Source organism: Methanosphaerula subterraneus, from assembly GCF_052055875.1.
GTDB classification, from domain to species: domain Archaea; phylum Halobacteriota; class Methanomicrobia; order Methanomicrobiales; family Methanospirillaceae; genus Methanosphaerula; species Methanosphaerula subterraneus.
On the sequence record NZ_CP170508.1, the window covers coordinates 1,807,509 to 1,825,397 of the forward strand.

At 61.8% G+C, this 17,889-nt stretch carries 14 protein-coding genes and 1 tRNA gene; 4 read left to right on the top strand and 11 right to left on the bottom strand.

The features are described 5' to 3' along the window. Positions 1-61 precede the first annotated feature (61 nt). The gene (locus ACFKSJ_RS08750) at positions 62-1,831 is read left to right on the top strand and encodes a thiamine pyrophosphate-dependent enzyme (protein WP_440949418.1); all 1,770 of its coding nucleotides are present in this window, start codon (positions 62-64) and stop codon (positions 1,829-1,831) included. Then, on the top strand, positions 1,803-2,498 hold the full coding sequence (locus ACFKSJ_RS08755; RefSeq protein WP_440949419.1) for a CRISPR-associated protein Cas4: 696 nt from the start codon (positions 1,803-1,805) through the stop codon (positions 2,496-2,498). The genes ACFKSJ_RS08750 and ACFKSJ_RS08755 overlap by 29 nt, the downstream gene beginning before the upstream one ends. Here the strand turns inward: ACFKSJ_RS08755 and ACFKSJ_RS08760 are convergent. From ACFKSJ_RS08760 to ACFKSJ_RS08785, 6 genes are all read right to left on the bottom strand, one after another. Beyond that, a complete protein-coding gene (locus ACFKSJ_RS08760) occupies positions 2,478-3,413 on the bottom strand; it encodes a nucleotidyltransferase domain-containing protein (RefSeq protein WP_440949420.1) in 936 nt (311 codons plus the stop codon). The two genes, ACFKSJ_RS08755 and ACFKSJ_RS08760, sit on opposite strands and share 21 nt — an antisense overlap. Beyond that, the gene (locus tag ACFKSJ_RS08765) at positions 3,404-3,985 is read right to left on the bottom strand and encodes an L-threonylcarbamoyladenylate synthase (RefSeq protein WP_440951419.1); all 582 of its coding nucleotides are present in this window, start codon (positions 3,983-3,985) and stop codon (positions 3,404-3,406) included. The genes ACFKSJ_RS08760 and ACFKSJ_RS08765 overlap by 10 nt, the downstream gene beginning before the upstream one ends. Before the next feature lie 14 nt (positions 3,986-3,999). After that, entirely contained in the window at positions 4,000-4,677 is a 678-nt protein-coding gene (locus ACFKSJ_RS08770; protein WP_440949421.1) for a DUF5612 domain-containing protein, read from the bottom strand. A gap of 8 nt (positions 4,678-4,685) precedes the next feature. Next, positions 4,686-4,756 (bottom strand) — tRNA-Gly (locus ACFKSJ_RS08775). 79 nt (positions 4,757-4,835) lie between these two features. Further along, positions 4,836-4,985: a YHS domain-containing protein gene (locus tag ACFKSJ_RS08780; protein ID WP_012616844.1), complete on the bottom strand. Its 150-nt coding sequence runs from the start codon at positions 4,983-4,985 to the stop codon at positions 4,836-4,838. A gap of 59 nt (positions 4,986-5,044) precedes the next feature. Continuing rightward, positions 5,045-5,662: an acyltransferase gene (locus tag ACFKSJ_RS08785; RefSeq protein ID WP_440951420.1), complete on the bottom strand. Its 618-nt coding sequence runs from the start codon at positions 5,660-5,662 to the stop codon at positions 5,045-5,047. 204 nt (positions 5,663-5,866) lie between these two features. On the opposite strand from ACFKSJ_RS08785, the gene ACFKSJ_RS08790 reads away from it, so the two are divergent. Together ACFKSJ_RS08790 and ACFKSJ_RS08795 are read left to right on the top strand one after the other, a co-directional pair. Further along, positions 5,867-7,579 carry a right-handed parallel beta-helix repeat-containing protein gene (locus ACFKSJ_RS08790; RefSeq protein WP_440949422.1) on the top strand — a complete coding sequence of 571 codons (1,713 nt, stop codon included), beginning with the start codon at positions 5,867-5,869 and terminating at the stop codon, positions 7,577-7,579. Positions 7,580-7,847: 268 nt separating this feature from the next. Then, the gene (locus tag ACFKSJ_RS08795; RefSeq protein ID WP_440949423.1) at positions 7,848-9,557 is read left to right on the top strand and encodes a right-handed parallel beta-helix repeat-containing protein; all 1,710 of its coding nucleotides are present in this window, start codon (positions 7,848-7,850) and stop codon (positions 9,555-9,557) included. A gap of 93 nt (positions 9,558-9,650) precedes the next feature. Here ACFKSJ_RS08795 and ACFKSJ_RS08800 read toward each other — a convergent pair whose 3' ends face one another. The 5 genes from ACFKSJ_RS08800 to ACFKSJ_RS08820 all read right to left on the bottom strand — a co-directional run bounded on the left by ACFKSJ_RS08800 (position 9,651) and on the right by ACFKSJ_RS08820 (position 17,831). After that, on the bottom strand, positions 9,651-10,631 hold the full coding sequence (locus tag ACFKSJ_RS08800; RefSeq protein WP_440949424.1) for a hypothetical protein: 981 nt from the start codon (positions 10,629-10,631) through the stop codon (positions 9,651-9,653). 400 nt (positions 10,632-11,031) lie between these two features. Then, a complete protein-coding gene (locus ACFKSJ_RS08805) occupies positions 11,032-11,886 on the bottom strand; it encodes a hypothetical protein (protein WP_440949425.1) in 855 nt (284 codons plus the stop codon). Between the two features lie 78 nt (positions 11,887-11,964). Then, positions 11,965-13,062, bottom strand: coding sequence for a hypothetical protein (locus ACFKSJ_RS08810; RefSeq protein ID WP_440949426.1), 1,098 nt, complete (start codon positions 13,060-13,062; stop codon positions 11,965-11,967). 375 nt (positions 13,063-13,437) lie between these two features. Beyond that, entirely contained in the window at positions 13,438-15,345 is a 1,908-nt protein-coding gene (locus tag ACFKSJ_RS08815; protein WP_440949427.1) for a sensor histidine kinase, read from the bottom strand. Positions 15,346-15,380: 35 nt separating this feature from the next. After that, positions 15,381-17,831, bottom strand: a complete 2,451-nt coding sequence (locus ACFKSJ_RS08820) for a heavy metal translocating P-type ATPase (protein ID WP_440949428.1) — start codon at positions 17,829-17,831, stop codon at positions 15,381-15,383. Between the last annotated feature and the right edge of the window lie 58 nt (positions 17,832-17,889).

Genomic DNA, 17,889 nt, shown 5'->3' on the forward strand with positions numbered 1-17,889 from the left:
GGCGGCCGGCCAGTTCGTTTTTTATACGAGGGGTGATGCAGGATAGAAAGAGGAGTGACCGATGACGGCGTGGCGATGCAGGATATGTGGATACACCTATGACGAGAGGGCGGGGGAAGCAAAGACCGGAACCCCCGCGGGTACCCGGTTTACCGACCTGCCAGAAGACTGGCGATGCCCGGTATGCAGGGCCGGAAAGGAGGCCTTTGTTCAGGTACCGGAGGCTGACCCGCACCAATCTGCGACGACCACCGTCGGGGAGGTGATCATCGATCAGCTGGCCTCTGCCGGGGTCAGGTACGTCTTTGGGATCCCGGGGACCTCCTCGCTCGGCCTCGTCGACGCTGTGAGAAAGAAGGAGGGGATTGAGTACATCATCGTCAGGCATGAAGCGAATGGGGCGATGGCCGCCGCTGCCTATGGCAAGCTGACCGGCCTGCCGGCCGTCTGCCTGACGATCGGCGGACCCGGGGCGACGAACCTGGCGACCGGCCTCTACGATGCGAAGGAGGACCACGCCCCCCTGATCGCGCTGAACGGGCAGGTCGAGCACCAGTATACCGGACCGGGCGGGTTCCAGGAGATCGACCAGGACGCGTTCTTCCGGCCGATCACCGTCTACAATACCACGATCCACGACCGCTCAAAGACCGTCCCTATCATGACGGCGGCGATTAAGAACGCAATCCTCCAGCGCGGGGTGGCCCAGGTCTCGGTCCCGAACAACATCCAGAAACAGCCCCTGGACGCCACCTTCTGCAGCGGCCCCGGCTGCCTCGTCGACCAGAAGGTGATGCCAGGGGCAGATGATCTGCAGCGGGCCGTCACGGCGATCGATCGGGCGGCCAGGCCGGTGATCATCGCCGGGTTCGGGGCGTACCGGGACGGGGAAGCCGTCGCAGAACTCGCCAGGCGTCTCAAAGCTCCGATCCTGACCACGTTCCGGGCCAAGGGGATCCTGCCCGAGGGGACCGGACAGGTGATCGGAATCCTCGGCAATGTCGGGTCGCCGGACGCACGGGTCCTGGTGAACGGGGCCGATCTGCTGATCACTCTGGGGGTCGGGTTCTCTTCGATGACCAGCATCCCCCTCGACCGGCCCATGGTGCAGGTGGACCGCGATCCCCTGAAACTCGGCAAGAACAGCGCGACGATCCCCCTGCTCGGAGACTGCGCCCCTGTCATCAGGAAACTCACCCTGCTGGTCGGTGAGCGGAAGGAGACCGGGCAGACTGAAGAGATACAGGTCATGCAGCAGCGCTGGATCGACCAGCTCGATGCCGAGGCGGTCCAGAAGAGCCCGATCCCGGGGGCCACGATCATGAAGGTCCTCTCCGGAGTGGTCCCGCCGGAGGCCGTCATCTCGGTGGACGTCGGCGAGAACTGCTGGTGGTTTGGTCGGAACTTCCAGAGCAGGGGGCAGGTCTTCGTGATGTCCGGGTACCTGGCCACGATGGGGGCCGGCTTCCCCGGGGCGATCGCGGCCAGGCTCGCCTATCCGGACCGGCCGGTGGTCTGCATCACCGGGGACGGCGGATTCGCGATGGCGATGGGCGACCTGGTGACGGCGGTGAAGTACCACCTGCCGATGGTGATCGTCGTGATGAACAACCGGCAGTACGGGATGATCCAGGTCGAGCAGATGATGGAGAACTACGATAACTTCGGGACTGAGCTCGTCAACCCGGACTTTGCCGCGTATGCCGAGGCCTGTGGGGCTGTCGGAGTCCGGGTTGAGCAGCCGGAGGATCTCGGGCCGGCGGTCACGGCCGGGCTCGCGTCAGGAGAGGTGGTGGTGATCGATGTGGCCACTGACCCGGGACGGTTCTGATCGCCCCCGGCCGGTCAGGGTCTCTGAGCTGGTGACGGCGCACCGATGCCCGCTCGCCCTCTATCATCTCCAGGGCCGGGACCAGCCCTCCTCCGCCAGGTACGTGATCGCAAAAGAGATCGCCCGCCATCACGGGACCTGCAGCGACCCGGACTTGCTCTGGGAGGAGGTGATGGCGGTGATGCCGGAGATCGACCCGGCGATGAAAGACTTCCTTTCGACCTCCCTGCTCGCCTGCAGCAGGATGGTATGGCCGCCCTTCACCGAGCAGGATCTGCAGGTTCGGTCAGAGAGACACCGGATCACGGGCACCGTCGACCTGGCCGGCGGCCCGCATGGCCTCTTCGGGGTGGTCCGGTCCTCGTCGGCGCCGTCAGAGGGGATCTATGCCACCGACCGGATCCGGGTGGCGGCCTATGCCCTCTGCCTGGAGGAGATCTACCACATGCCGGTCAGGGAAGGGGTCGTCCTCTATCTCCCGGATGGCGTGATCCGGACCTGTCCGGTCTCACCCCGGGACCGACGGGCTGTCTTGACCGGGCGGGACGCCGCAACAGCGGTGATCAGTGGTGAAGTCCCGAAACGGCCGCTGAACCCGCCCTGCACGCACTGCCCGGCCTCTGACCGTTGCCGGCAGGGGGCCTCGTCACGTTTCAAGCAGGGTTGAGGAGACGATATACTCGCCCTTTGCCTCGCGGGTGGTGCCGACGACCAGCCACTGCTCGTCGCCGTGCTGCTCGATCACACCCTTCGCCTGCAGGGTCTCCCCTGCCCGGACCTGGCCGGTGTAGGTGTGCGTGAACGAGAGGACCTTGTCGACCGCCGCTCCCTCGAGCGGGTAGACGGCAGGGGCGTCGAAGGCGAGCCGGTCATCGGTGACGACCCCCTCGACCGTTCCCTTGCCGAGCACCGTCCCCTTGCCTGAGGGAAGGGCGGAGGCGAGGTCGTCATAGGATCGGGCGTACAGCAGGTCGAAGTAGGTCCCCCCAATCCGCCCGCGGTTCCACTTCCGTTCCTCATGCAGCCGGAAGACCGGATACGGGATCGAAGGGTTCCGCTTGGCATAGATCCGCTGCCAGAGGTCCTCGTCCAGGTCCTCGACCCGCCCCTCGGCCACCGCCTGCTGCAGCTGCTGTTGTGCAGAGAAACAGGCCGGCCCATAGACCACCAGGTCGATGTCTGAGCCGGCATTGGCGAGGCCGCAGAGGCGCGAACCGCTGCAGCCGTAGGTGCCGGGGACGAGGGCGAGCTGGTCGGCGATCGTCTTCACCCGCGGCTCTTCGCGTTCGACACGCGAACACTCCAGTTCAGGCTTCAGGATCCTGCTGACCTGGTCGTACGGCACCCGGTGGAGCAGGTCCAGAAACTCAGGCTTGTTGTCGCGGAGGAGCTGGTATCCCTCTTCGAACCCGACCTTCCGGTACCGCCGCCCCTCGGGGTTCACCCGGTCCCCTGCAGGGTCAGGAACATACCGGAGGAGACAGCCGGCCCGCTCCCCGTTGTCGTAGGCGGCGACCGCGTAGACCCACCGGTCCAGGTCCAGAAGAAAGTCGCGGATCCGGAGAGGCAGGTTCAGTCGCACCGGGCACCCCGGAGAAACGCAGCGGCCTCGGCTGCCTTCTCGCCGGGGCGGATCATCCGCATATCCACCAGGTCGACGACGGTCGAGGGAAGACCGGTGAGCCGGCCGGCATCGATCAGCAGGTCGTACCGGACATGCACGTCGTTGATGGTCACCGGGTCCTTGCCGCCGGAGAGGTTGGCCGAGGTGGCGGTGATCGGACCGTCGAACTCCCGGATCAGCTCGAGCGCAATCGGGTGGGCCGGGATACGGAGCCCGATCATCCCGGTCCCCCCGGTCAGCACCTCAGGAAGGATCTTCTTCGCCTTCAGCACCACCGTGAACGGTCCCGGCAGGAACTGTTCGATGAATTGCTCTGCCACCGGGGTCACCACGGCCAGGGCCGCGAGCATATCCCGGTCGCTGACCGCTATCGAGATCGGCTTGGCGAGAGGCCGGTGTTTCGCCTCGTAGACCTCCATGACCGCCTCATCCGAGAGGGCATCGGCCCCGAGTCCATAGATCGTATCGGTCGGATAGACGACCAGTCCATCCCGGTGCAGTACCTTCACTGCTTCCTGTATCCTGTCCATTAGAACCCTGTCCATCAGAAGACTCTCCCTCGAACCCGTGCTATATCGAAGACGGCCCGCTTTGAGACGTGCATCACCGCAAAGACCCCAGCCTGGATCGGGTCGGTCACGACCAGGTCTGCATGCTCCGGGACACTCCCGGCCATGTTCAGGGCGATCACCGGGATCCCGGCCCGTTTGACCCGGTCGACCGAGTCACTGATCGCCCCGCCCATCAGGGATCCGGCCAGCACCAGGATCGAGGCACGGGGCAGTCGTGAGACCGCGTCGACGGCCAGGGCCAGCGTCTGCTCCCCGACCAGGGGGATCGTGTCCACCGAGATCCGTTCCCCCCTGATATTGTGCCGGTCGGCCTCGTTGATCGCCCCGACCGCCACCTGACCCACCTGGGCGCCGCCGCCGATGATGATCACCCGTGAGCCGTAGATGTCAGAGAACGGGTGGTATGCACGAACCCCGTTCACCGACGGAATCGCTGCAAGGTCGGTGATCAACTGCTGCTGGTCGGTGGAACCCAGGTACTCGACATAGAGCTCTGCCAGTCCGCGGCATGGTCCGAACTCAAACGTCTCCTGGTGGATCATCATGATATTGGCCTGATGATCAGCAACCACCGAAGCAATATCACGCAGCACACCCTTCCTGTTCTCAGCAATGATCCGGATCGCGGAGAGAGGGTCAGGTTCGCTCATAAAACCGATGCGATAGCCGGGATTCGAACCCGAGTTAGAAGCTTGGGAAGCTCCTGTCCTACCACTAGACTACTATCGCAATGTTAGTATACAGTTATTTCCAGCCACGGATAAGTATCTTTTCGTCCATACCCCTGGAAAAAAGGGTAACGGACCGGTCAGACCGTATCTGCGTACCGGGCCGGGTCCTTCTCGAAGGTCTTCTTGCACCCGGGCGCACAGAAGTAGTAGGTCTTCCCGTTGTACTCACTGGTGAACTTCGCCGTCTTCTCGTCCACCGTCATCTTACAGATCGGATCGATCGCCATTCGTCTCTCTCCATCCAGTCATAAGACAGAAAGAGTAGAAAAAGGGTCCGGTCCCCCTCTCACTGGAAGAGGATCTTGGCAAACTCACCGAGGGTGTAATCGACCTTCGGCCGGTCCCGGATGTACCGGGCCGGCACCCCGCCGACCATCACCCAGGGAGGGACGTCCCTGGTCACGACCGCACCCGAGGCGACCACGGCCCCCTCCCCGATGGTGACCTGCGGGAGGATCGTCACCCGGGAACCGATGTACACCCAGTCCTCGAGGGTCACCTGTCCGCCCTTCTCGGAAAAGGTCGGGGAGAGGATGTCATGCTCAAGGGTATAGATCCGGACCTCCTTGCCGATGTTCACATTATTCCCGATCCTGATCTTCTCGCGGGCATCGAAGAACCCGTGGTCCCCGAGGATCGAGTGCTCACCGACCTGCATCTTCCAGGGGGAGAAGAAGGTGCAGCCGCCGTAGATCGTCGAGGACTTCGGGAGTCCGATATGAAAGACGGTCCGGTAGAGAAAGTCCCGCAGGTGATGAAATGGGATCTTGCCGGTCAGATTGGCAGCGTAGATCATCGACCAGAACGCAACATACCAGCCCTTCTCAAGCACCCGGTACAACCGCGGATGAGTATCGATCAGACGCCGCGCCCGATATTTGATCTCATAGATGGCGTCATACACAGTAGTCAATACTTGATTTCCCGCGCATGGTTATAAGGATAGCAGAGCAGGGAGGCCCACAGAGCAGATCTGCCGGGCAGGGGAGGGGGCCGGCATGCAGAGAGAGATGGGGTTATGTAGTAACACTTCCAACCTTTTGAAGATAGTAATTGTGGCCGATGCTGCAGATCAGCCCGGTCGGAAGACTACCCAGGTGAAACAAGGATGAAAGGAAAGATTGGGATACAGATGATCGTCGGAGCCCTGCTCCTGCTCTGTCTGATCCAGACGGTGGCCGCAACCACGACAATCGTCGTGGCGGCAGCAGATGCAAGCCCGGCCTCCAAGGCGGCCGCTCAGATCGTCTGTCCAGGCACGAATGATCAGGCATGGATCAATGAAGCATTCAACCGGCTCCCGGCGGAGGGAGGGGTTGTGCAGCTTACCGAGGGGACCTTCCACAGTTCTGGCTGGATCTACCCGACGGCAAACTCGCAGTTCCTCGGTTCTGGCGAGGATAAGACCACTATCGATGTCTTTAACGCAGCCGACCCCTACCAGCCGATCCATGTCCAGAAGGACAACGTGCTGATCAAGGGATTCACCCTCCGCGGTGAGGGGTTCTTTTTGATCAGGACCAACCATGTCACGATCCAGGACATCACGGCCACTTCGATCGGCGCTGACGGTATTCGTAAACCATCCGGTGGCAACGGGATGTTCTTCATCTGGGTGGACAACGCCAACACCGGGGAGATCACCTTCCAGAACTGCAAGGCGATCGACTGCAACACCCACGGCTTCAACATGAACGCCAACCGGAATACTGACTCGATCAACACCAGAACCGGGACCGGAAGCTATGCGATCAGCAACCTGAAGTTCATCAACTGCCAGGCGATCAGGTGCGGGTACGGCGTCGCTAACGGTTCGAGCTCGGAGTTTGCGACCGGGTTCGACATCCAGGAGGACAACGACCTGCAGAACGTCGAACTGACCAACTGCCTGGCCGAGGACAACTGGGAGAACGGGTTCCACTTCGAGCCCGGCTACCTGGGAACCAAGAACGTGGTCCTCAACAACTGTGTCAGCAGGAACAACGGACAGCGGAACCCGGCCACGGAGCCCTACAACGACGTCTTCGTCTCAGGCTATTACATCCACCGGAACGCGGTCCTGAACAACTGCGTGGCGATCAACAACAAGAACGCCGGGTTCTTCACCCATGACGGCTCCAACACGGTCTTCAACAGCTGCGTCGACATCGGATCGACCTACGGGTTCAAGATCGTCAAGGGCAGTTCCACCATCACCCTCAACGACTGCCAGGCACGGAACAACAAGGCGTGGGCGTTCTGGTCTGCATTCTCAGAAAAGGTCACCCTGAAGAACTTCTTCCAGGCCAATGCGGGCGGTAAGAACGGATACCAGAGCAATCTCGGCTTCTACTACGGCAGCCCGACGTATGAGTTCTCGACCAAGGACTCGTCCTTCGACATCACGGCCTACGGCTCTTCCCTGCCGATCATCAACCAGGCCGGCAGCGGCAACACCTACTCCCTGAATTCCGCGGCCTCTGACCGGTTGCCGGCAGTGACAGATATCAAGGCGGCCACCGTGCCGCCAGTCCCGGTGACCGGGTACTCGGCGACCACACAGGGCGCCACCCAGGTATCACAGCAGGTCGCAGCAGCCCCGGTGGCTGTGGTGACCGCAGCGCCTGCCGCAGCCACAGCTTCGACAGCCTCTGACGGCTGGGGAGGATTTGGGAAGTCGTTCGGCTTCTCTTCGAGCGGTTTCGGAAGCTTCGGCAGCGGCTCGTCCTTCCAGAGCGGTGGTTTCAACACCATCGGGGTCGCAGTGTCGTCCTCCCAGTCCTTTATCGCATCGGTCGGCTCCTCGTGGGGCGGCTTCGGCGGCAGAAGCTTCGGATTCTAAACCAATTCGTTAGAAATGGCCCTCATCCATCAGGATGGGGTTCCAGTTCGTTAGAACCGGGCCTCATTAATCTGGATGGGGGTCCGGACCCTCATACCCTTTTTACTTCTCATACAGACCCGAGCGTATGCCGGCGGGCATCAGGAGACGGCAGGGACGTGCAAACGTCGATCAGATTATGTAGGTGCAGTACAAAGATGGAGAATTAGTGATCAGGATTCACCCACCGGCCGGCCGGCAGGGTTCCAGACCAGAAAGAGGTGTGTAGATGAGAAGGAAATGGGGAATAGAGGTGATCATCGGAGCGCTGCTGGTGCTCTGCCTGATCCAGAGTGTTGCAGCGACCGCCACGGTTGTGGTCGCAGCGGCCGATGCCGGCCAGGCCTCGAAGGCGGTGGCCCAGGTCTTCTGTGACGGTATCGATGACCAGACCGATATCAACAATGCATTCAACATGCTCCCGGCGGAGGGGGGAGTTGTCCAGCTGACCGAGGGAACCTTCCACAGTTCAGGCTGGATCTACCCGACCGCGAACTCGCAGTTCCTGGGGGCCGGCGAAGATAAGACCACCATCGATGTCTATAACGCGATCGACCCCTATCAGCCGATCCATATCTACCAGGATAATGTACTGGTGAAGGGATTCACCCTCCGCGGAGAGGGATTCTTTCTGATCAGGACCAACCATGTCACGATTCAGGATATCACGGCCACCTCCATCGGGGCGAATGGCGTACGATACCCCTCGGGTGGTAACGGGATGTTCTTCATCTGGGTGGACAACGACCACACAGGAGATATCGTCTTCCAGAACTGCAAGGCGATCGACTGCAACACCCACGGCTTCAACATGAACGCCAATCGGTCCACGATGCAGAGCGGCACGAGGGTCGGGACCGGGAGCTATGCGATCAGCAACCTGAAGTTCATCGACTGCCAGGCGGTCCGGTGCGGGTTCGGGGTCGCCGATGGCTCGAGCTCGGAGTTTGCGACCGGGTTCGACATCCAGGAGGACAACGACCTGCAGAACGTCGAGCTAACCAACTGCCTGGCCGAGGATAACTGGGAGAACGGGTTCCACTTCGAGCCAGGATACTTGAAGACCAAGAACGTCGTCCTCAACAACTGCATCAGCAGGAACAATGGACAGCGGAACCCGGCCCAGGCGCCCTACCATGACGTCTTTGTCTCAGGCTACTACATCCACCGGAACGCGATCCTCAACAACTGCATCTCGGTCAACAACAAGAATGCAGGGTTCTTCGTCCACGACGGCCTGAACACCGTCTTCAACAACTGCGTCGACCAGGGCTCCACGTACGGGTTCAAGGTTGTCAAGGGATGCGCCGATATCACCCTGAACGACTGCCAGGCACGGAACAACAAGGAATGGGCGCTGTGGACTGCATTCACCAAGAACCTCCAGGTGAAGAACTTCTTCCAGGCGAACGCCGGCGGAAAGAGCGGTTACCAGGACAATCTCGGGTACTACTATGGCCAGCCCCAGTACGAGCTGCCGGTCGAGGGATCCTCGTTCGATATCACGGCCTACGGTTCGTCACTGCCGATCCTCAATCAGGACGGCAGCGGCAACACCTACTCGCTGAAGACGGCCTCCGCCGACCGGCAGCCGACGATGCCGGCTGATATCATTCCTGCCACGGTCCCGCCGGTCTATGTGACCGGATCGTCAGTGACCCTGCCAGGTGCAACAACGGTGACGGCTGTCGTGGTCGCCACACCGGTGGCGACCGTGGCACCGGTGGTGACCCAGGCCTCGGCAACCACCGATCCATGGAGTGCGTTTGGAAAAGGGGGCGGCTTCTCGACAGGCGGTTTTTCGAACTTCGGGGGTGCATCCGCATTCCAGAGCGGAGGGTTTAACCGACTGCAGGTGACAGCGCCGGCCTCATCATTCCAGGCTGCGACGATCGGCTCCTCGTGGGGTGGCTTTGGCGGCCGGACCTACGTATTCTAACCCCTCTTTAGTGGGGGCACGAGCAGCAGTTCAACAAGGATCTGCTCATCAGAACAATTTTTTTTATTAACTATTTTTAAAAAAAAGTGGGGATTACTTCCACGGGTGCTTCGCGGCGATCGGCTGCTCGGTGCGGAGCTGATGCCCGACAGGACGGGTCCGGGTCTCCGCCGTTGCCATCGGCGTGGCCTTCTTCACCGGCTGGACCGCCTTACGTTCCAGAACCAGCATGAACGAGCAGTAGATCCGCTCGCCAGGGTACCGCTCCATCAGTTCGCCGAGGTTGTTGATGGAGACGACCCGCGCCGAGAGGGTCGGGGGGACCACCGAGAGAACATGCCGGGCAAAGGCCTCGGGCGAATAATGACGGGTATAGGAGGCCTGGAAGGTGTCGTCCCGCCAGATCCTGATAGCATCGTCATCGATATCCGGGACCGGGGGGAGGGTATAGGGGCTGTGGAGCACAAAGTAGGCGTCGTCCAGGTACAGCGGGAGGATCGCACACCGCCCGTGGTCGTTGAGGATCCGGTCGGCCTCCTTGATGAACTTCTTGTCGGTGTCCCCAAAGAAGAGCTCGAATGCGCACTGGGTCGAGAGGGCGGAGGCGAAGCCGTCGGGAAGACCGGTCTCGACGACGTTCGCCCCGATGTCCATCCCATGGATACCCTTCTTATGGATCAGGTCCAGGCGGTAGGCCTTCATACCCTGCCGGCGCAGGATCGGTGCCCAGCGGCTCTTGGCGGAGGCGATATCGATGTAGACGTCCTCCTTGGTCAGGCGGAGCTCCCGGTAGACCAAGTAATGCTCCAGGCACTTCTCGATGTGCATATCCCCGAACGTCCGGTAGAACCGTTCGAGTCCAGAGAACTCCTTCAGCCAGGCAGCGAAGTCATCCAAGTCGACGGTGGTGTCGGTGACAGAGACCCCGGAGGCGACCAGCCGATCGCGGAGGTCGGCAAAGATGGTGAGCGCCTTCGATGGTCGGAGTGTGTGGTCGAAGCGCGACTGCCGGAGGGAGGGATCGCTCTCCAAAAACTCCTGATAGTGGGTGGTCAGCGGCAGGAGTCTGGGCATCTCCTCCCTCAGGTAAGCGCGGAAGCGCCGTTGCAGAATGCTATCGACATAGTCTTTGGCCCAGTCGATCGCTGATCCAATCATCCATTTCCATAGGACTCATGGTTATTTACCTTTTCTTGATCCGGCATCCACGATTCTCAGTTTTCAGGAAAACCGGCGGAGTGGCCGCAGATCTGACCTGGGGCTTCTGTCCGGGAGGGATCGGAAAACATACCAGTCGTTATAAAGACCTGGAGAGACGTACGCCTCGTTGATATCAGGAACCATTCCACCGGCCGGGAGGTCTCAGGGGGGTGGAAACGTACCACAGCCCCCCGCAGGCGCACTCTGGCGGGAGATCATCCCCGAATCCTGTGTGCGCGGCCCGAGAAGTTCTAAAAAGAGGACGAACTGTCGGTCAGCGGCAGTTCCGGGGGACCCTGACCAGCGAGTTGATCAGCAGGGCAGCGGTCAGCAGCACGATCCCAAGCGCCGCGACGAAGAGACCGCCGCCGAGCAGGGCCAGCCCGACGGGTTCGGGAAGGGTGAAGAGGAACCGGCCGGTGGAGAGGGAGGAGAGACCAGCCGCCAGCATCACCGTGCCGTAGAGCAGATACGAGGGTACCGGATGGGCAAAGAAGAGCAGGTCCCGGACGAGCAGGCGTGCCTGGACCAGCAGTTCGGATCGCGGGATACGAGACGACCCAATCGCCTGCTCGTCAGTACGGTGCAGATAGACGTTCAACCCGGCCCGTTCCACCAGTTTGCTGACCGCGAGGGCGGTCGGTTGCGGAGCACTGGAGCCGACCACCGCGGCCGCGGCCGCAGAGAGGAGGATCAGCGCACGCCAGCCATCGATCAGGGCAGGTGCCGGCCCCTCGACCATCGCACAGTCGGCACCCCTGCCGGACATCGCCGTGCTCAGCATCGTGAGCTCTTTTGATGGGAAGAAGAGCAGCCCTGCGAGCACCACCATCACCCCGGCACTGGCTGAAGCCGCCTCAGCCGATGCCCGGACCAGGGCCTCGCCCGGACTGCTGCAGACGATAACCTCTGCACCGGCCTCGGCAGCGATCCTGGCCGTCTCATCGGTCGATGTCAGGTCAAAGACGATCACCCGATCCCCGTTCTTTGCTGCGAGCAGAACCTGGGATCCAATCGTGAGTGCCTGGTCCTTACAGACCACTGCAATCAGCTGCTCACCCTGTACCCACTCCCGGTCCCTCACCAGGCGTCGGCTCTTCCGTGCGGCAACTCCTCTGATACTCACCATCTCCTCCACATAATCATGGATATACTGTACAAACTGGAACTGATGAGCAGAAAAAAGAATGGGGTAGTATTGATCAGATCAGTTGTTTCTGCGTGCAATCAGCAGCAGACCAACACCACCGAGCGCAACCAGCGAGAGGAGGCCACCGGCCATTCCGGACTGCTGGGTTGCAGTTGTGTTGGGTACCGAGGTGTTCGCCGATGTGTTGGACACATTGGAGACGATCGTCTTCTGGACGGTCACGTTGGTTGCGTTCGCGGTCTTGTTGATGGTTGCGTTGGCAGTTGCATTGAGTGCAGTTGCGTTGGCGGTTGCATTCAGTACGGTCTTGTTGATGGTCGCGTTGAGTGCAGTTGCATTGAGTGCAGTCTTGTTGATGGTTGCGTTGGCAGTTGCATTGAGGGTGACATTGACGCCCGGTGTCTTGGTCGGGGTCACGGTCTTGGCGACAACACCGGTGTAGTCATCGCTGCCTGCATAGTTCTGCTGGGTGAACGGTGTCGGGATCACGTAGGTCACGTTCGGGTTGATCGTTGCAACAGTGGTGACGTTTGTGATGTTCGCGATCGTGTAGGTCGGGGTCACCGTTACGTTGGTCAGGTTCGGGATGACGTATCCGACCGGGGTTCCGTTGCTGGCAAGGAACGCGGTGGTGTTGTTCATACCGGGGATGACCGTTGCTGCGACTGCTCCGGTGGAGAAGACGCCGCTGACTGCGCCTGCAGTGTCGGTGATATCGGTGAAGGTGGTCAGGTCAGAGGACCAGTACCGGACATGGTCGACGGTGACGGTCAGGGGGTTGATGCCGCTCTTGAGCTGCTTGAAGGTGAGCTCGGCGATCGGGTAGCTGCCGGTTGGGTAGCCGTTCCTGAAGTCTCCAAGGGAGATCCGGACCTTGTTGTTTCCATCGAGCTTGACATCGGTGGTGTTGCTCGGCACCTTGACGGTCGAGCTGACGAACGCAACTGCGGTTGGGTCGAAGGTGACGTCGACATAGGTGTCCCCAAAGTTAGGGATCCAGTTATTGTTTACAAAGACTGTTGCTACGCCTGTCTCTCCGACTGCGACGTTCCCGACATTGGAGATCGAGAATACGCCAGTCCCTGCTGCGCTTGCTGATGCAATGCAACAGATGGAGAAGAGTAAGAGCACTATGAGATGCTTGCCAAACTTCATAACAATACTCTGATAGCAGGTTTTAAAAGGATTGTGACTGGGTTCTTCCGGGGCGGCGGGAGGAGACGGGCATGCTTTATATGCGCGGATAAAAAACCTCCGTACATTTATACGTTCCTGAAAGCGCGTACAGATCCTGTGCGCGTCAGATTACTGGAAACCCGCCGGGATCCGGAGTCTTTTTTGGGAAATAGGGACCGAAAACAGCGATCCGAACGGCGCGCAGACCCGGGCAGGGTGCCGCGCACAGGAGGACGGGTCCGGGATCAGAGAGGGGATCCGATTCTTCTCTCCCGGCCGACCGGCGACGTGTTCAGGAGGCAGCGAGAGCGAGATGACCGTCATCGAAAGAGGGCCATCGCCAGGGCACCGGACTCAGGGTGCATCAGGAACCCCGGGGAGGGTGAAGAAGAAGGTGGTTCCTTCGCCGGGAGCCGAACGGACCTGGATGCTGCCGTGATGTCGCTCGATGATCCGTTTGACGATCGCAAGGCCGATCCCTGTACCCTGGTATTGTTCACGGGTGTGCAGCCTCTGGAAGATCACAAATATCCGGTCGAAGAACTCGGGATCGATCCCGATCCCGCCGTCCTCTACCGAGAATACCCAGTCGTCACCCTGTCGGACAGCCCCCAGATGCACGTTCGGAGCCTCCTCTGAAAACTTGATCGCGTTCCCGATCAGGTTCAAAAAGACCTGTCGGATCTGCTGTTCGTCTGCGAGGACGAGGGGGAGAGGGTCACAGGTCACGATGGCATGACGTTCGTCGATGCTGACCCTCAGGTCCTCAAGCACCTGCTCCACCACCCGGGCGGTATCGGTGACCGTGAAGGGCTTCCCTTTTGCATTGACCCGCGAAAACTCGAGCAGGTCCTGGATCAGCATCTGCATCCGTTCAGCCCCTTCACTGGCATAGGCGATGTACTGGTCGGCGTCCTGGTCCAGCTTCCCCCTATACCGCCGCGCCAGGAGCTGGGTGTAACTGGCCACCATCCGAAGCGGCTCCTGCAGGTCGTGCGAGGCCACATAGGCGAACTGTTCAAGGTCCTGGTTGGACCTGGCCAGTTCTTCGGCATAGGTCGCACGCGCCTCCTCGGCCTGTTTCCGTTCGGTGATATCCAGGCCCTGTGCAATCGTGGCCGCTATGGTCGTCTGATCCTCGCGGTACACGGTCGCCGAGTTCCAGAGCACGGTCCGGACCGTCCCGTCCAGGTGCCGAACCTGCAGTTCGACACCTTCCCAACGCTGCCCGGGGACGGGGACACTGTTCGGTGTCATCCCCGGATCATCCCCGGTCCCGGAGAAGAGGCTCGTAATATCCCGACCGATCATATCGGCGGCGGCCAATCCGGTGATCTCCTCAAGGGCATGGTTGAACCGGGTGATCCGGTGTGAAGAATCCCAGACCAGGATCGGCCCGTTCGCATAGGTGATCAACGCTTCCAGGTATTCTCTGGCCTCGCGGAGTTCCTGCTCCCGGACAGTCAGGTCGCGGAAGAGGAGCCGAAACGGCTGGTTCATGCCGGTCTCGATGATCGCCTTGTAGAAGAGAGCGAAGGCGAGCACCCGAAAGAGGTGGCCGAGCAGGTTGAAGAAGGAGGTGACTTCGACGTACAGGGTGAAGGATAACTCACCGAGGATGACGAGAACGATCCCGATCACCAGCAGTCTCCATACCTTCTGGTCGAACCGCGTCCGTCGGTGTACGAGCAGGACGATGGCCAGTACCAGCAGCAGCATGATCAGGTACTCGCTGACGACCTTGAAGGGGGTCAACCCGATCCCATCGATATAACAGGCAGGAAAAATCGGCACCAGCAGGATCGAAGCGAGCAATGCGGCGACGATCACGCCATACACCAGCAGCAGAGATTGTGCCTTCACACGCCGGTTGATCAGAAGCCCTGCAGCGACCAGGGAACAGGCGAGCAGATAACTCTCTGCGATCCAGAGCTGGGTCGCCAGGTTTGAACCGGCCACCAGAAAGATCTGCATCCCCTGAAAGGCGAGCATATGCAGAAGACCGATCACCCCGATTCCGAGGAAGCCGACGCCGGCGATCAGAAAGTACGGGGTATCCTGGTACCTCCGGGTATTCCAGGTCAGCACCGCAATCATCCCGGCGATCACCGCCGTGAAGACCTCGACGATCGCATGGAAGAGGAGATAGTTCCAGAGACTGACCAGGGAGATCCCGAGCAGGGCGAACAGTCCGAGCAGAAGGGGGAGGGAGAGCCCGCCCGATGCCGGTTCGTCCACACTGCTCATCCCCTCCCCCACCATGGTCCTCTGATAGAGGAATAGGTGATGATCGTTTATCAAGCGTGAAGTTTTGATCCGGTCCCCCTCTGCCGAACGGCCGGCGGGGTGTAGGTGCGGAGCAGCAGCGAGAGCGAGATGACCGTCACCGAGGAGAGGGCCATCGCCAGGGCGCCGTACTCGGGGCGCATCAGAATCCCGGTGAAGGGGTACAGCACCCCGGCGGCGAGCGGGATCAACAGCCCGTTGTAGGCAAACGCCCAGAAGATGTTCTGCCGGATCCGCTGCATCACCTTCGCCGAGAGCTGGAGGGCGGCCACGACGATGCAGAGGTCCTCCTGCATCAGCACGATCGACCCGGTTTCGACGGCGACATCGGTCCCGCTACCGATCGCGATCCCGACATCGGCCTGCGCCAGGGCGGGGGCGTCGTTGATCCCGTCCCCGACGAAGGCGACCACCTCCCCCTGCTGCTGGAGCCGCTTCACCTCGGCGGCCTTCTGGTCGGGGAGCACCCCGGCGATCACCTGGTCGATCCCGGCCCTCCCGGCCATCGCCTCGGCCGTAACCCGGTTGTCCCCGGTCAGCATCACGACCTTCCGACCGGACTTCTTCAGGGCCGCAACGGCACCCGGGGCGGACGGCTTCAGCACGTCGGCGATGGCGATCATCCCGGCCGCCTGCCCGTCGACCGCGACCATCACGACCGTCTCGCCGGCCTTTTGATGCGAGGCCGCCTCGTCGGCCAGGGTCGGGTCTGCAGCAACCTTCTGCTCGTCCAGGTATCCGCTGCTCCCGACGAGCACCGTCCTCCCGTCGACCAGGGCCCACGCACCCCGGCCACTCGACGAGGTGAACCTCTCTGAGGGGGGAAGAAGGATGCCGGCCTTATCGGCGGCCCGGAGGACGGCCCCGGCCAGGGGATGCTGTGAGTGGAGTTCGACCGCGGCCGCCATGGCGAGGAGGCTCTCCCTGGCCGCGTCGCCGGCTATGGCGATCACCGCGGTCACCTCAGGATGCCCGACCGTCAGTGTCCCGGTCTTGTCGAAGACGACGGTCGTCACCTTTTCAGCGGCCTCGAGGGCGTCCCCGTTCCTGACCAGCACCCCGATCGCCGCTCCACGGCCGAGGCCGACCGTCACCGCCGTCGGTGTGGCCAGCCCGAGCGCACAGGGGCAGGCCACCACCAGCACCGCGATCAGCGTCGAGAGGGCGAAGACCAGCGGGGCACGGAGGAGCAGGAACCAGACCAGGAACGCGAGGACCGCGACGGCCAGCACGGCCGGGATGAACCAGGCGACCACCCGGTCTGCGATCTGCTGCACCGGCGGTTTCGAACCCTGTGCTTCGCTGACCATCTGGACGATCCTGGCCAGCATCGTCTCGCTTCCTACCTTCTCGGCGCGGAAGGTCAGCGCACCGGTGCCGTTGAGGGTCCCGCCGACCACCGGTTCCCCAGGGAGCTTGTGGACCGGGATCGGTTCGCCGGTGATCATCGACTCGTCGACACTGCTCTCCCCCTCGGTGACCGTGCCGTCCACCGGGATCCTCCCCCCGGGGCGGACCATCAGCAGGTCCCCGACGACCACCTCGGCGAGGAGGACCTCGGCCGGCCCGTCCTCCCGCATCACCGTCGCCGTCTCCGGCTGCAGGGCGATGAGCGCCCGGATCGCCTGCGAGGTCGCCCCCTTCGCACGTCCCTCCAGGAACCTGCCGAGCATCAGGAACGCACCGAGCATCAGGGCGGTGTCGTAGAACATGAACTCCGGGGTCAGCACGATCGAGAAGGTGCCGAGGACCGAGGCGCCCATCGCCACCCCGGTGCCCATCGCGTACATCACGTCCATCGTCAGCGAACCGTGCTTCAGCGCCGTCGCGGCCGCGGCGAAGATCGGAGCGGTGACATAGTAGAACGCCGGCAGGCTGATCCCCAGCATCACGAGCCCCATGTACGGGAGCATCGGGAAGAAGAACATGATGGCCATCAGGATGCCGGCCGCCACGAACCCGACCGTGAACCGCTGCGCCTTGTCGCGGAGATCTTTCTTGAGGGCGGCGTCCACCGCCTCGTCAGTCACCTCCCTGTCGAGACCGAGGAACGAATACCCGGCCTCCTCGATCGCCTCCCGCATCGCCGCCACCGAGGTGAGGGAGGGGTTGTAGGTGACATAGGCCTTCTCGCTGGCCAGGTTGACGGTGGCCGTGGAGACGCCGGGCAGATCCCGGAGGGCCGCCTCGATCGTCTGGACACAGACCGCACACATCATCCCCCCGATCCGGATCACCGCCTCGGCCCGGACGACCCCATAGCCGGCCCCGGTCACCGCCCCTTCGAGGGCGGCAAGGTCGGTCTTTCCCTGGTCGTAGTGAACAGTCGCCGTGTTGGTCGCGATGTTCACCTCGGCCTTCTCGACCCCCGGCACCGCGGCCAGCGACTCCTCGATGGTGACCGCACAGGTGGCGCAGTGGATCCCGCTGACCTGCAGCTCGGCCTTCTTCGTCTCCTCCATACGACCCATATCGGCCGCAATCCTAAAAAAAGTGTGCTTTCCGGTTATTATTCCGCTC